This is a genomic window from Novosphingobium sp. RL4 (assembly GCF_035658495.1).
Lineage (GTDB): Bacteria > Pseudomonadota > Alphaproteobacteria > Sphingomonadales > Sphingomonadaceae > Novosphingobium.
Genome location: NZ_CP141945.1, coordinates 1010345 through 1025829, shown reverse-complemented (window position 1 = coordinate 1025829; position 15485 = coordinate 1010345). Strand labels below are relative to the sequence as shown.

Sequence of the window (15485 nt, the reverse complement as noted above, 5' to 3'; positions counted from 1 at the left end):
GCCGGAACTGAAGGCTCCCGGGTCCTCCACCCGGGAGCCGCTTTTTCAGGCCCTCTCTGTTCAGGATTCGTCTGTTCAGGTTTCGAGCGCGGAGAGCAGCCTGCGGTCGATCCGCACAAGGGAACCGTGACGTGCGCCTTGCGGCATGACGAGCCGGTCGCTGACGTCATGCCAGGTCACCATGTCGCGCGTGGTCTTCGCGCCCCAGCGGCCATCGCGATAGACATCGTAGTAGCAGACCAGTTCCGCGCCGGCCTGCGCCGTCATCGGGCCTTCCACCCAAGGCGGCGTGAACGGCTCGCCGAGCGGTGCGAACGGTCCGAGAGGCCCGCGCGCGGATGCGGCGCGCAGCCATTTGCGGGGCGGGTTCAGGGTCTCGTCCTTGACCACCAGCCAGAGTCCGCCGTTCGGCGCATGAGAGAACGTACCGTCGATCACGCTGAAGCCGGGGTCATAGAGCACTTGCGCCGGGGCAAAGCTCTCGAAGTCGGCGGTGGTGGTGTACCAGAGCCGGTGGTTGTAGCCGCCTTCGGATGTGCCGGCGGTTTCGCGAAAGCGGCCTTCCACGGTGCTGGACCAGAAGATCACCGTGCGGCGCGTGGCGGGATCGTAGATCGCCTCGGGCGCCCAGCAGTTGCGGGTGCCGGGAACGGCGGCCATGACCGGGATCGCGCGCTGGGGTGTCCAGTTCACGAAATCGCGCGTGGTTGCATGGCCTATCGTCACGCCCTCCCACGCCGTGGTCCAGATGCAATGCCAGGGCGCATCCGGTCCCTCGCCGCGCCAGAGGAAGGGATCGCGCAGGAGCTTCTTCTCGCCGACCTGCGGCACGAGGAAGGGCTTGCCCCCGCCGAGCGTGCGGAAGGTGAAGCCGTCCTCGCTCACCGCCAGTTTCAGCCCGTCCGCCTCGCCCTTGCCGGTGCTGAAATAGGCGAAGAGCAGCGGACCTGCCGGTTCCACCGTGCCGGTGCGCGTGGTCGCGCAGCCGGCCAGTGCGGCCGCGCCCAGGCAGAGCGCGCGGCGGTCAAGCAGCGGGTTCATCGGCGCGCTTCCTTCGGCGGCACGAGTTTTACGTGGGTAGCGCTGTCACGGTCCACGGCGATCACTCCGTCCTTCTCCTTCAGTTCCGCGATCTGGAGCACGCTGCGGCGGTTCCAGTCGGGGTTTGCCTTTGCCTCGTCCTCGCCGCCCTGATGCACGAAGTAGACGATATAGGCACGGCCCTCCGAGACGATCACATCGGGATGCTGGCCCTTGGCGCGGTCGGTCGGTGCCTGTCCGGGCGTGGCAAGGATGTGGCCGGGCTGGGTGGTCCATTGCTTGCCGTCATCGCTGCGCATGACGAGCAGCCCCTTCCAGGCGTCGGAAACCAGCCACCAGCGGCCTTTCCACCGGAACGCCTTGGGGCCTTCGCCGGGGGTCGCGGTGAGGCGGTCCTTCACGCTCCAGTGGACGAGATCCTTGCTGTCCGCCGTGCGGATCGCCTTGCCCATGCGCTCGTCATTGAAGAACAGGCGGTAGCCGCCCTCCGGCAGCGCGACGACACTGGCGTCGATCACCCTGTCCGAACCGAGATCGAGACGGTCGCCGCATGTCCACGATTTCAGGTCGGGGCTGGTGAGATGGACGATGAAGCGCGGGGCGTTCCAGTCGCGGAACACGCCGGGTACGACCGTCAGCCACATGTGCCACTCACCGTTGAAACGCTCGATATCCGGCGCCCACAGCGTTTCGCCGGTGCAACTAGTGGGGATCGAGGCGGTGCCGCCGTAGCGCCAGTGCACGCCGTCTTTCGACCGCGCGGTGCCGATCGCGGTGCCGTGGACCCAGCGCACGTCCTTTTCGTCCTCCATCGGCAGGTCGGCGCGGCGGTTCGTGTAGAACATCACCCATTCGCGTGTGGCGGGATCGTAGACCGTGCTGGGATCTGCAGCGCCGTCATGCACCGGATCGCGGAACAGTGGCTTCGGCGCGACGTCGGCGGCCGGAGCGGTCGCGGCGGCGAGCAGGAGCAGCGAAGCGCCGATCATGCCGCGCGGTCCAAAAGTCGAATGAATTTCAACATGTTCCAATGCATAGAAAGACCTTCCGAGGAGAGTGCAATATGTCGAGTGATCGCCGCCGGTTTCTTGGCCAATATCTGGCTGCGTTGGCCGCTGCGCCGCTGCTGTCCGGCCGCGCGATGGCGGCGGCTCAAGGCGGCATCGCCGTGGGCGAGCGCTTTCCGATCTGGCCGGGCTTCCCGCCCGGACTGCCCAAAGCGGGCGTGAAACAGGAAAGCGTCCTGCGCTCCGGTCCCGCAAACCCGGACGACCTTGCCTGGCCGCATGTCGAGACACCGATGCTCACGGTCTGTCCTGCGGCGAAACCCACCGGCGCGGCGGTGCTTGTCATTCCGGGCGGTGGTTATGCCCGCGTCGCCATGGGAACCAGGCCCTCCGCGATTGCGCGCTGGTTCGCCGGGCAAGGAGTGACCGCGTTCGAACTGCTCTACCGCCTGCCGCACGACGGCTGGGCCGGCGGGCCGGACACGCCCCTGCAGGATGCCCAGCGCGCGATGCGCGTGATCCGCGTCCATGCGGCGAAATGGGGGGGGGATCCTGCCAACGTCGCCGCCATCGGTTTTTCGGCGGGCGGACACTTGTGCGGCAGCCTCGCGACGCGCTTTGCGGCCAAGGTCTACGATCCGGTCGACGCCGCCGATGGGCAGGATGCGCGGCCGATCGTGGCGGGCATGTTCTTTCCAGTCGTCAGCATGGTGCCGCCGCTCGCCCACGGGCAGTCGCGCCGGGAACTGCTGGGAGCGAGCCCGGGCGACGACCTGTCGCGCCGCTATTCGGTGAACCTCGATGTTCCGGCTGTCACGCCGCCGATCCTGCTGGGTCATGCCGCCGACGATGCGGTGGTCGATTGCGGTAATAGCCTCGCCATGTTCGAGGGCTGCAGGGCGGCGAAAGTTCCTTCGGAACTGCACATTATAGAGAAGGGCGGGCACGGCGCCCCGCTGTTCGAGCCGGATGGCCGTGCCGGACTGTGGTTGACGCGGTTTGCCCGTTTCGCGGCCCGGCATGGGCTGCGGATTCCCTCCGACGGGGCGTGATATGCGGGAGCGACGATTGAATTGAAGCGATGGGACTTTGAGGAGCGGCATCTTGCGGCCCATCAGCGTCCCGTCCCGAGCGGAACGATCCGGAAATTGCGGATGCGCAAGTGGCTCCTGGTCGTGCGCAACGCGAACCAGCCCCGGCGGTAGGGCGCGGTATCGGCCATCGTGAAAAGCCGCTTGCCGCCGAAGTCCACCGTCACAGTCACGCCATCGGCGGCAAGGCGCATCGGCACCCAGCGATTGGCAACGAGCCGCGCAGCCGGATCGGTCCGGTCATGCTCGGGCCGCAGCGGACGATTGCCCGGTTCGCCCACATAGCGGCGCATCCGCGTGGTCGTGTTGCGATTGCCGCCGATGCCCACGTAGTAAGTCTTGAGTGTGTCGTAGTCGGCAAAGGCCCCGCTGCGGGGGCGGGCCAGGGGCGATCCGTCCCGCGCGGCGGGGTCGGTGGCCATCCAGAAGGCGTTGACGTCGCTCACCGCATCGTTCGGCCCGCCGGCCGAAACGGCCATGACCTCGTATTCGATGGCGACGGCGCCGCGCAGTTCCTCGTCCCACCAGACCGAGAGCCCTTCCGGCGTATCGATGTCCATCACGCCGCCCTGCACGGTGATGCGCGGGGGCGCTTCCGCCTCGACGCGCCAGTGCGAGAGGCCGTGGCGGAAGTCGTCCGTTAGAGGGTTCGTCGCCGCCGACAGCGACACAAGTATCAGGGCGGCAGCGAGGCGCTTCACTCCAGCGCATCCCCGATCAGCGTCAGGTTCACGGTCGCGGCGATGCCCCACTGCGCGGCATCGTTGGTGGAGACTTCGGCGATTTCGTCCACCGGCTTGAGCACGGCAGCGCCCGCCACCTTGTTCGCGCCGCGCGACTGGTCGCGCCCTTCGCGGTCGCCTGCGCCGAAGAACTCGCTCCAGGCGCGCTTGACGAGGTCCGGCTTGCCGAGCTGGACCCCGGCATAGGCGGTGTAGCGCGAATGCGCCTGCGTCAGCGCGCGGCCCTTGCCCGATGCACCGGTGCGCGCGCGGAATTCCGCCTCCGGCGCGTTGTAGAGTTCGCAGTATTCGAGCCAGGTCTTGCGGAACGCCGGTTCGTCCAGCAGTTCCAGCAGTTCGGCAGTGATCTCGAACACGCCGAACACGCCGTTGAGGTGGCTCATGTTCACTTCGCTGCCGCCGCCAACGAAGCGGCCCGAGGCAAGGTCGAAGGCGCCGCCGCCAGCCAGCCAGCCCTTGGGCAGGGCGGCGATGGAGCGCATTCCGGCGACGATGCGGTCGCGCCATCTGGTGTCTCGCGTGCGTTCCCATTCGGTGAGCCAAGCGCCCAGCAGCGAGCCCCACACCGTGCCGAACTGCATGAAGATCTGGCCATCGGGCAGCGGCTGGTCGGCCACTACCGCGCCGGTTCCGGCGAGCGGTCCTGCGCGGTGGAGGACCTTGCGGCCGATATCGACCGTTTTCAGCGCATGATCGCTGTCCACCAGACCGCGCATCAGGTCGCCGCAACGCTCATCGGTGGTGAGATAATAGTAGAAACGGCGATAGGCGGCGTTGGAGATGCGCGGCTGCTTCGAACTGTCCGCCCAGTGCTGCACCCCGTGGCGCGTGCCCAGGCCCTTGAAGCGGCCGGAGTGATAGACGTCCACCTCGCCGGTGTGGCGCGTCATCGCTTCGGCGAGGCGGAACACGTCGGCGCGACCCGTGCGCAGGAAGCCGTACCACAGCCACATGTCGGTCGAGAGTTCGCTGTTGTCCCACGCGAAACCGCCGATGTCGTAGCGCCAGACGTGCCGGTCGTTGTCATAGCTGTGCATGACGTCGCCGTAGTTCCAGAAGCCGTACCAGCGGCGCTGATCCACTTGCCCGATGTAGAAATCGAGTTCCTGGTTCGCCCGCGCCTCGATCTTTCCGCGCAGCGGGCCGCCGGCAGCAATCGGACTCCACGGGCCGAACAGCCCGGCGGAATGGACTCGCGCGACATTGGCGACCAGACGCGGCGGTGTGGCAAGGCCCTTGCCCATCTCGGCCAGACGTTCGCGCGGCGGCGTGGCGGGCAGGGCCCAGATGCGGAATTCGGTGGTGCGGGCGATGCCCGAGGCATCTCCCCAGCCCGGTTCGTAATCCTCGTAAGTCACGTCGAGCCCGCGGTTCTGCGCTTCGAAGCTCTCCATGCCCATGACGTCGTGATAGAAGCGCAGGTCCATCGCCGGGGCATCGGGGGCGTGGTACCAGACGGTGAAGCGGGCAGTGTCGCCCGCCGCATCCGAGATGTCGAGGCCGACAGGGCAGCGCTGCCAGAAATCGTGCATTCCGAAAGCGACGCCGCCCGATGGACCGCCGATATAGCCGAATCCCGGCGCGCGGCCTGCAGTATCGACGTCGATCCAGCCGCAGCCCGGCTTGGTGCGCTTGACGATGGAAAAGCCGTCCGAATTGGGCTGACGCAGGCGGAAATCGCCCCATGCGGGAATGTATTCGATGTTCTGGCGCACCGCCGCGCCCATCTGGTCGAGCGGGGGCGTGGCCGCGCCCGCCACTTGCGCATCGCGGAAGGCCTTGCCAGGATCGCGGCGCAGGCCGGTCAGCGGGCGCACGGCCTCGCCCCAGAGGCCGCCATTCTCGCCCGCAAAACGAACGTGGCGATCGTGCAGCTTGTCGCGCATCGGCACCGCGCCTTCGAGGCCCAGCCCGCGAATGAAGCGCCTGGCGGGATCGCCATCGAATATCATCGAATGGACCAGCCGCACACTGTCCGAGCCGGTGTGGAAATAGAGGCGGACGGAGAAGGGCATCCAGTCTCCGGGCTCGTTGCCCATTTGGCCGCGATGGCGCCCGTCGAGCTTGATGACCGCGCGGATCGGGCCGCTCTGTTCTACCGTGGCGCTTTCGATGGCGCTGGTCCAGCGGGCGAGTGTGGGAGCGCCGTCCTCGTCATCGGGGCGGTCCTGCGCGCTGGCGAGCAGGCGTACCGATTGCAGCACTTCGCTCGCCCCCACCCGCGCCGAGCGGATCAGGGCCTCGCCGGATTTGCCTACGTTCCAGACGGTCTGGCCCACGGTGACAGTGATCGCATCGCCCGCCTCATACACGGAGAGCGTCTGCTCCGGTTTGGCAGTGCCGGGAACGACGCGCAGCGAGCCGGTGCGGGCCCCATTGGCGGCTGTCGCATGTCCGGTCCACTTGATAGAGCCGTCCGGCCACCAGGCCATTGGCCAGGTCTGCACCGCCTCGCGCTTGCCGCCTGCGGCTTCGAGAACATAGCCGCGCTTGTCGAGCCGGGTGCCGCGCGGCCAGGGTTGGCCCCAGGACTGGCCCTCGTGCGCGGAGGGTGCGCCGCCGTCGAGCCAGACCACGTCGTCACCCGGGGAAATGCGGGAGCCCAACGGCTCTTTCGTGGCGAGCGGTGCAGCTTCGACGCGCCCGGCCGTGAGCGCCATCGAACCGACAACGGCGGATGATGCCAGGCTTTGCGCCAACATCTCGCGGCGGCTCCAGACCAGCTTGCTCATGTTCTCTCCCTTCCCGAACGGGTATCTTATGTGGGATGGTATTTCATCATGTGGGTTTAACCGTCAACCGGCCGGATAAGAAAAAGTGTGCCGGCGACTTGGTCGCAGCCGATCTGTTTTCGAGGATTGCCAACCACGGCGCGCGCCGCCATGCCCGCTTCATGCCTCTTTCGCGAATGCACGAGCCCGGCACAGCGGTGCCGAAGCGCTCTTTGCCGGTCTGGTTTCCTCTGCTTGCCCTGATCGTTCTGGGTTGCAACTTGCGCAGCCCGTTGACAGCGATCCAGCCGGTTCTTGGCGAGCTTCGCGCCAGTCTCGGACTGGGCAGCGTAGGCGCGGGACTGCTGACCAGCATTCCGGTGCTGTGCTTCGGCTTGCTGCCGCCGCTGATGTCGCCCTTGATTGGGCGTATGGGCATCGACCGGTCGATTCGACTCGTACTGATCGGCGTGGCTGCGGCGGCCGTGATCCGGCCCTATACCGGGATCATCGGCATGTTTGGCGGAACGCTGGTGATCGGTGTCTGCATCGCAATGGGCAACATCGTTTCGCTGATGCTGATCGCGCGCGATTTCCGGCGCAATGTGAACGGGGTTACCGGGTTCTACACCGTATCGCTCAATCTGGGCGCGATGCTGACACTGGGCTTTACCGCACCGATTGCTGCATGGGGAGGCTGGCAGATCGCGCTTGCCGGGTGGGTCTGGCTGACGCTGCTGGCTTTGGCATCGCGGTGGCTGATCGACCGGCAGGGGCGCCTGGCGGAGCAGGTCGAGCCCGATGCAAGTGACGCATCGAAATCACAAGCCGCTCCTGAAAGCGCGATGCCCGCCATGGTCGTCTGGCTCATGATCGCGGCATTCGCGATCCATATCTTCGCTTATTACGGCCTCACCGCCTGGCTGCCGACCTTCCTGAAAACGGCCGCGGGAATGAGCGGCACGCAGGCGGGAGTGGTGGCATCCTCGTTCCAGATTCTCTCGCTTACCGGCTCGCTGGGCATTCCGGTGCTGGCGCGGCGCGTTTCATTGGGGCGGTTGCTTGTGCTGATGGGAGCGGTCTGGACGGTGACGCCGCTGTGGATCGTGGCAGCGCCCAGTCAGTGGATGTTGTGGTCGCCGATCGGCAGTATCGCGCATGGAGGCACGTTTGTGCTCATCTTCATGATGATCATGAAGTTCTCCCGCACGCTGGACGAGAACCGCAGGATTTCGACGAAAGTTCAAAGCGCGGGCTATTGCTTTGCGGCGCTGGGGCCGGTCCTCATCGGGTGGCTTCAGGGATGGCCCGAGGGCTGGTGGCTGGCGTTCGGGCTGCTGGCCGTACTGACCCTTGGCCTGATCCCGGCAGGGCTGGCGATCGATCGGTACGAACAGCGGCGAGGCTAGCCTCGCCGCTGGAATTTCGGGTCATTTGCCCGGCGGCGGCGCACCGAGGTAGAAACCGGTGTGTGGCGGCTGGTTATAGGCCGTGTTCTGCCATGCCACGCCCGCACGATAGACGGGGTCCTGCATCAGTGCGACGAAGCGGTGCTCGGTCGGATAAGGCGTCGTGTAGATGCGCAGTTCGCGGTTGTCGGCCCGGCGCCAGATCACTTCCTCGCGCCAGTCGCCGATGAGATCGGCCTGGAGTGCCGGGTTCGCCTTGGTGCCGTTGTTCGATGCAAGCCCTTCAGGGGCGAGAATCGGTGTCGCCACGCCGCGCTCCCAGTCCCATTTGGAAATGGTGGTGCCGTCCAGCAGTTCGCGCAGCAGGTCGCCATCCCACCAGATCGCGAAATTCATCTGGCGCGGGCGTGGGCCGATCGGCTGGCCCTTGGTGTCGAAAAGACGGTCCGAGTTTGAGCCCCAGAACTCCGCGCCGTAATGCCGGGGATCGATGTCGGCGGCGACACCGCGCCCGGTGTCCTGTTCGGCCGGCGTCGTCCAGAGCACTTCGCCGGTCCGCGCGTCGAGCAGGGCTGAGCCGAGCCCGCCATTGCTGCGGATATCCTCGAAGACGCCGAACTTCTCGAGCCCGGGACGCGCCGGGTCGAGGTCGCCGACATGCATCGTGTCGCCGTGGTACAGCGGCCGGGTCCAGAGGCCCTTGCCGTCATCATCGATCGCCATCGAGCCGTAGATCACCTCTTCGCGCCCATCTTCATCGACGTCGGCGATGGAAAGCTGATGATTGCCGCGCCCGGCGTAGTCACCGTTGCCCGGAGCGGAACTGTCGAACAGCCAGCGCTGGGTCAGTTTGCCGCCGCGCCAGTCCCAGGCGGCAATCGCGGTGCGGGCGTAGTAGCCGCGTCCGAACACCATGCTCGGCAAGTGCCCGTCGAGATAGGCGACGCCGGCAAGAAAGCGGTCGGAACGGTTGGCGTAGCCATCTCCCCATGCGGCAGCGAGCTGTTCCGGCGTCGGATTGCCGCCCGGATAGCGCGGGGGATCGTAAGGTGCGGTAGCCAGCGCCTTGCCGGTTGCGCCTTCGAAAACGGTCAGGAATTCCGGACCTTTGACGATCCGCCCCTGCATCGGCGCGACCTTGGTGCCATCGGCCAGCACTTTGGCCCCGGTGCGGTCCTGCTGCGGCACTTCGCCGCCGCTGCTGCGCCAGTCCGCCCTGGCGTCGCCCATGACCTTGCCCGTGCCGTCCATGGTGCCGTCGGCGGTTTTCATCGCCACTTCGGCGCGGCCGTCCCCATCGAAATCGAAGACGAGGAACTGGGTATAGTGCGCTCCGGCGCGAATGTTCCGGCCGAGGTCGATGCGCCAGAGGCGGGTGCCGTCGAGGCGATAGGCGTCAAGGAAAACGCTGCCGGTATAGCCGGTGTGGGCATTGTCGTGGCTGTTAGTGGGGTCCCACTTGAGCACGACCTCATACTGGCCGTCTCCGTCGAGATCGCCCAGGCTCGCATCGTTGGCGGTATAGGAAAAGGCCTCTCCGGCCGGAGTCACGCCGTCGGCAGGGGGAACGAGCGGGATCGACAGATAGCCCTTGTCCCACATCATGGCACGCTGCGGGCCCGCGCGATCACCGATGCGCTCCACCGAATAGCTGCTTTGCGGCGTGCCGTGGGCATCGACGAATGTTGTTGCCGCGCCGGCTTTCGTGAGGTGAATCTGCTTGCCGTCACGCAGCACGCGGAAGCGGGAATCCTGCGGATCGTCGGCAAGAAATCGCCAGTTTACAAGGATTCCACCGTCCTTTGCGGGGAGAGCGACTGCCCCCCGGTCCAACCGTTCGGCGGCAAGGCGGCCGGGCGGATTCGCGCCGAGCGCGGGGCCGGTTCCCGCTGCGAGGCAAACAAGCCCGATCATCAGGTTCAGTGCGCGGATTTTGGCCGCCATTTGCAACATCCTCCGGGTTTGGAACCATCGTGGTCCAAATTATAGCATTGCATCCCACATATCGGTTCAATAAGTGTCCGTCTAGAAACTGATTCGATCAGCGACCGGAAAACCGGAACAGACAAGATCGACAGGGGTAAAAGAGGGGATTGGATATGCGTAAGCATGCCGTTGGAAATACGAGGATTTCGCGCACATCGAAGTTCACCGGCCATGCCTTGAGAGGCGTTTCCGGACTGGCTCTGGCAGGAGCCCTCGGCGTATCCCTCCCCGCATATGCTCAGACTAGTTCCGAAGATCAGGGCGCTGTTGCCGAAGAACCGGCCAAGAAGCCGATAGACGACAAGACAGCGGAAAAGATCATCACTACCGCCAACGACATCGTCGTCGTCGGTACGCGGGCCTCGCTGCAATCGGCAACCAACCGCAAGCGCGAAGCGAGTACCATCGTCGATTCCATCGTGGCGGACGATATCGCCAGTTTCCCTGACAAGAACATCGGAGATTCGCTGGCCCGCATCACCGGCGTCCAGCTTACCCGCGATTTCGGCGAGGGAACCGCAGTCTCGATCCGAGGTGTCGAGCCGGACCTCAACCGCGTGGAGATCAATGGTGTCAGCCAGGTCAGCGCCACCGGCAGCCGCGCGGGTGACTTCCGCGAACTGGCGACCGAACTGGTTAAGTCGATCGACGTCTACAAAGGCTATGCGGCCGACCTTACCGAGGGCGGCATCGGCGGCACCGTGCGCGTGGAGACGCGCAAGCCGCTCGACCTGAAGGCCCCGCTGATGACGGGGGTGGTTTCATACCAGAACCTCGATACGGCGGAGACCTGGAAGCCGCGCATGACCTTCGTGGCCGGCACACCGAAATTCCTGATCGACGGCCTCGGCGTGCTGGTGAACGTCACTTACAGTGACGTGGATACCCGGCAGGATTATATCAGCAATACCAACTGGTCGCGCCTTGCCGACTTCGATCATTCGACCGAAAAGACCGTCGCGAACCCGCTTTACGCCAACTACAACACTTACGAGAGCTGCGCCGGCGTAGGCGGGGTGACCACTTCGGCGGCGACCGCCAACCGGCTGGCTTGCGAAACCCAGTTCTTCGACTGGGCACCAACGGTTCCGCGCTATCGTAGCTGGGTTCGCAATGACAAGCGCATTTCCGGCGATCTCGCGCTGCAATACCAGATCGCTCCGAACTTCCGGGCCTATGGCCAGGTGCAGATTAACAAGCGCAACCAGAACCTGCAGGATACCAATTATTCCGTCGACCTGACCCGTGTCGAGCGATTCAACCTCGATCCGGCATTGCCGGCGGGCGCAAACGGCGGAACTTCGCGCCGCCAGGTCCAGCTCGGTACTTCGACGGTCAATGAGAACCATGTCGTTACCAGTGTGCAGACCGCGCTGAATGCCGTGAACATCGGCACGGTGGCCGTGCCCAACTGGAACGGCGCTGCGAATATCGTCGGCGTGCAGCGCCGCGATTTCAGCTACGATCAGGATTCAAAGTACTTCACCGGTGGTTTCCGCTGGGACCTGAACCGCCTGCATATCGATTTCATGGGCTCGCACGCCAAGGCGACCACCGTGTCGGAAAGCAACCTGATCTCGCTTGGCACCAGCGTTGCCGGCATCACCGTCGATCGCAACAACGAGCAGGGAATCCCGGTCTTCACTTTCCCGTCGGAGTTCGATCCCGCCGATCCGGCCGTCTATTCGGACTTCACGCGGACGGGCGCCAACGGGCAGGTCCTGCCGGTCTACGGCCCGGCGCTGCAGTATCGCCCTTCGCAGGCAAGCAATACCGAGGACCAGCTCAAGTTCGATGCGGACTGGGAAATCGATCACCCGATCGTCAGCAAGTTCGAGTTCGGCGGACAGTTCCGCAAGCAGAAGTACGTCAGCTATAACGGCGGCGGCACCCGTCTTATCGACCCGGCGACCCTGACCTACCAGCAGAGCGCCAACGTGTCCTATACGACCCAGATCCAGGACAATCCCGCCCAGATCCGCAACGGCAACACCTGGTATCTGACCCCGGCGCAGTATCAGTCGCTGATTTCCGCGGTCGGCGGCACGCTGGGCGGGGCTCCGCTGTTCAGCGGCCTCAAGAATGCGCCTTCCGGCATTCCCTCCAACATCGCGTTCCCGAATTTCGATGCCGATGTGCTGTCGCAGTATTACGACCTCTCCGGCTTCGACCAGGATCTGGTGCGCAATGCGGACGGCCTCTCGCAGATTCCGGCCTATCTCATCAAGGAGACGGTCTACGCCGGTTACATCATGGCGGATATCGACACCGAGATCTTCGGCATGCGCCTGACGGGCAATGCCGGCTTGCGGTGGACGCAGACCAAGGATCAGGGGCTAGGCACCAACATCTCGCGCGTGACGCGCACGACGGCGACCGGCGGCACCGAAACCGTGGTTATCGCAGCCCAGGAAGCGCGTATTTCCAATACTTACACGGACTTCCTGCCCGCCTTCAACGCCAACCTGGCGATTACGCCGGACCTGTCGCTCCGCGCCAACTACGCCAAGAACCTGGCGCGTCCGCGGCCGACGGATCTGGTGCCGAACATCAACTGCCTCGACGACCAGACACTGACCGGCGCCGAGGATGTCTGCACCGCAGGCAATCCAGACCTCAAGCCCTATCGCGCCGATCAATGGGAAGTGAACCTGGCGTGGTATCCCAACGCCGATACCATGATCAGCCTCGGCTACTACAAGAAGTACGAATCCAGCTTCGTCATCCCGAACGTGGTGCGCAGCGGCGTGGACCTGTTCCACGACGGCATCACCTATACGGTGCGTCAGGCGGTAAACGGCTACGGCGCGCTGCTCGACGGGATCGAGGTAAGCGGCCAGACCGTGTTTACCTTCCTGCCACAGCCCTTCGACGGGCTCGGCCTGACCGGCAACATGACCTATGCCCGCGCAATCCGCACGAACCTGACGAACAGCGCGACGGGTCAGGAACTGAAGGAATATCCGGGGCTTTCGAAGTACACCTACAATGCCAGCGTTTTCTACGACAAGGGCTTCCTGAACGCACGCCTCAGCTACAACTATCGCTCCAAGTGGCTGAGCACCGTGCTGGATGCGGCGAATGGCAATAACCCCTTGTACCGCAAGGCGGAAGGCTATCTCGATGGCAAGGTAACGCTACGGTTCCCGAAGTATCACTTCAACGTTTTCTTCGAGATGCAGAACATCAACAAGGAATACTCGAAAGTCTACATCAACAAGGATATGCCGGTGGATCTCTACTATCCCGGTCGCCGCATGTTCATCGGTGTGCAGGCCAAGCTCTGACCTGAGCCGGAATTTTCGGTATCTGTTGCGGATCGCCCGTCCTGCCGATCAGGCAGGGCGGGCGATCCGCATTCAGGCATGGCGGTTCAGTCCGCCGCCTTCGCAACTCGGGCAAGGCGGCGCCGCACGAGAACGATCGTGCCGGCAGCAAGGACCGCCAGCCCCGCTGCGGCCATGGCGACATGTTCGATGCGACCCAGCTTTCCGAATGCCATTTCTATCGCCTGCCCGAAGGTATAGCCGATAGCTGCAATGACGATGCCCCATACCGTTGCGGCCAGCGCATTCAGGACGATGAAGCGGCGTGCGGGAATGGACGAGGTGCCGATAGCGATGGGGCTCACGGTTCTCAGCCCGTAGAGGAAGCGAAAGGCCAGGATGAAGCCCACCGGGTGCCGCTCGAGCAGCGCGAGCGCACGCGCAAAGGCCGGCTTCTCCGACAGCGCGCGCACGGCTGGCCGGGCGCGGAAATGCCGGCCGAGGAAGAAGAAAATCTCATCGGCAAGGAAGGAGCCGATCGCCCCGGCCGCCATCACTCCGCCGATCGGCAGAAGCCCTTGATGCGCGAGCAGCCCGCCCGTCATCAATGCGGTTTCACCTTCCGCGGCGGCGCCCAGCCCTACCGCCAGAAGTCCGAAATGGGCGATGAAGGTTTCTATGGACATTGGCTGCACTGCTCGGCCAGCCAGGCATCCAGCAGGTCGGAGGTTTCCCGTGGCACGTGAAGGCCAAGCTTGCTGCGGCGCAAGAGAATGTCTTCGGCCGTCCGCGCCCATTCCTCGCGCACGAGATACTCGGCTTCGCATTCATGGAGCCCGCCGCCGAAATCCCGGCCAAGGTCGCCGGGGACGCGGGCTGGCCCGAGCCAGGCGGTAGCTTTCGTGCCGTAGGCGCGGGCGATGCGATGAAGCAGGAGCGCCGGCATCAGGGGATAGCGGGCCGTCAGATCGGACAGGAACCGCTCGAAATCGGCATCTGGGAAATCACCGCCGGGCAGCACTGCCCCGGCGGTCCATGCACCTCCCATTTCGGGGAAAAGGCCGGACAGCTGCGCCATCGCGTGCTCGGCGAGCTTGCGATAGGTCGTGATCTTCCCGCCGAAGATGCTGAGCACGGGCGGGTGGTTACCGTTCGCCTCCAGATCGAGGACATAGTCGCGGGTAACCGCGGAGGCGTTGCGGGCATGGTCTTCGTAGAGCGGCCGGATGCCGGCGTAACTCCACGCGATGTCGGCGCTCGTGACGCGGCGATCGAAGTAGCGGTTGACCGTGTCGCACAAGTACCGGATCTCCCCGGCGCTGATTTCGGCCTTGGCCGGCGGCCCTTCCCATGCTTCGTCGGTCGTGCCGACAAGGGTGAATTCGTCCTCGTAGGGAATGGCGAAAACGATCCGGCGATCCGGGTTCTGGAGCATGAAGGCGTGTTCGCCCGGGTAGAGGCGCGGCAGGACTACATGGCTACCCTTCACGAGGCGCAGGCCGCGATCGCTGTTGTCTTTACCGAGCCGGTGCAGAACGTCCTTCACCCATGGCCCGGCCGCGTTGATCAGCGTTCTGGCCCGAACTTGCCGCTCTTGCCCGTCCTGTTCGAGCGTCGCCAGCCAGTGGTTGCCCTCGGCCCTTGCCGAGGCGAGACGGGTGCGGGTAAGAATTCGGGCACCGCGCGCGGCGGCGTCCATGGCATTCAGGACGACGAGGCGGCTGTCGTCCACCCAGCAGTCCGAATAGACGAATGCCCTGCCGGGATCGGGCTTCAGGCCGCTGCCTAACGGAGAGCGGGAGAGGTCAACGCTTTCGGTGCCGGGAAGCGTTCCCCGGGCACCGAGATGATCGTAGAGGAACAGGCCAAGGCGCACCAACCACGCCGGGCGAGGCGACTGCGACTGCGGCAATACGAAGCGCAGCGGCCGAATGATATGCGGCGCCATTCCCAGCAGCCGCTCGCGCTCTATCAAAGCTTCGCGAACCAGACGGAATTCGCCATATTCCAGGTAGCGCAGGCCGCCATGTATCAGCTTGGTCGATGCGGAGGACGTGTGACCGGCCAGATCGTCCTGCTCGACCAGCATCACCGAGAGCCCGCGGCCCGCCGCATCGCGAGCGATGCCCGCGCCGTTCACGCCGCCACCGACGATCAGCAGGTCAAACGTCTGCGGCGCGGTCGAATTCGGCAAGGTGATACGGCGTCTCCTGACTTGGGGCCGACCGTGT

At 65.0% G+C, this 15485-nt stretch carries 10 protein-coding genes; 3 read left to right on the top strand and 7 right to left on the bottom strand.

Features of this window, described 5'->3' with window-relative positions:
* Positions 1–75: 75 nt before the first annotated feature.
* Together U9J33_RS21605 and U9J33_RS21600 are read right to left on the bottom strand one after the other, a co-directional pair.
* Positions 76–1041: a glycoside hydrolase family 43 protein gene (locus U9J33_RS21605; RefSeq protein WP_324699156.1), complete on the bottom strand. Its 966-nt coding sequence runs from the start codon at positions 1039–1041 to the stop codon at positions 76–78.
* Positions 1038–2030, bottom strand: coding sequence for a family 43 glycosylhydrolase (locus U9J33_RS21600; protein ID WP_324699154.1), 993 nt, complete (start codon positions 2028–2030; stop codon positions 1038–1040). The genes U9J33_RS21605 and U9J33_RS21600 overlap by 4 nt, the downstream gene beginning before the upstream one ends.
* 74 nt (positions 2031–2104) lie before the next feature.
* On the opposite strand from U9J33_RS21600, the gene U9J33_RS21595 reads away from it, so the two are divergent.
* Positions 2105–3100 (top strand): alpha/beta hydrolase, encoded by a 996-nt coding sequence (locus U9J33_RS21595; protein WP_324699153.1) that lies wholly within the window; start codon positions 2105–2107, stop codon positions 3098–3100.
* Between the two features lie 62 nt (positions 3101–3162).
* Here the strand turns inward: U9J33_RS21595 and U9J33_RS21590 are convergent, their stop codons facing one another.
* Complete coding sequence (locus U9J33_RS21590) at positions 3163–3840, bottom strand: DUF6250 domain-containing protein (protein ID WP_324699152.1); 678 nt, start codon at positions 3838–3840, stop codon at positions 3163–3165.
* Positions 3837–6614 carry a Tat pathway signal sequence domain protein gene (locus U9J33_RS21585; RefSeq protein WP_324699151.1) on the bottom strand — a complete coding sequence of 926 codons (2778 nt, stop codon included), beginning with the start codon at positions 6612–6614 and terminating at the stop codon, positions 3837–3839. The genes U9J33_RS21590 and U9J33_RS21585 overlap by 4 nt, the downstream gene beginning before the upstream one ends.
* Positions 6615–6775: 161 nt before the next feature.
* Here U9J33_RS21585 and U9J33_RS21580 point away from each other — a divergent pair, with 161 nt between their 5' ends.
* Positions 6776–8002 carry a CynX/NimT family MFS transporter gene (locus U9J33_RS21580; RefSeq protein ID WP_324699150.1) on the top strand — a complete coding sequence of 409 codons (1227 nt, stop codon included), beginning with the start codon at positions 6776–6778 and terminating at the stop codon, positions 8000–8002.
* 21 nt (positions 8003–8023) lie between these two features.
* Here U9J33_RS21580 and U9J33_RS21575 read toward each other — a convergent pair whose 3' ends face one another.
* Positions 8024–9946, bottom strand: a complete 1923-nt coding sequence (locus tag U9J33_RS21575) for a rhamnogalacturonan lyase (protein ID WP_420719895.1) — start codon at positions 9944–9946, stop codon at positions 8024–8026.
* Positions 9947–10101: 155 nt separating this feature from the next.
* Between U9J33_RS21575 and U9J33_RS21570 the strand changes: the two genes are divergently transcribed.
* Positions 10102–13275, top strand: coding sequence for a TonB-dependent receptor (locus tag U9J33_RS21570; protein ID WP_185999196.1), 3174 nt, complete (start codon positions 10102–10104; stop codon positions 13273–13275).
* A gap of 86 nt (positions 13276–13361) precedes the next feature.
* Here the strand turns inward: U9J33_RS21570 and U9J33_RS21565 are convergent, their stop codons facing one another.
* Positions 13362–13940 (bottom strand): DedA family protein, encoded by a 579-nt coding sequence (locus U9J33_RS21565; protein ID WP_324699149.1) that lies wholly within the window; start codon positions 13938–13940, stop codon positions 13362–13364.
* On the bottom strand, positions 13931–15448 hold the full coding sequence (locus U9J33_RS21560) for a glycerol-3-phosphate dehydrogenase (RefSeq protein ID WP_324699147.1): 1518 nt from the start codon (positions 15446–15448) through the stop codon (positions 13931–13933). The genes U9J33_RS21565 and U9J33_RS21560 overlap by 10 nt, the downstream gene beginning before the upstream one ends.
* Positions 15449–15485: the final 37 nt, after the last annotated feature.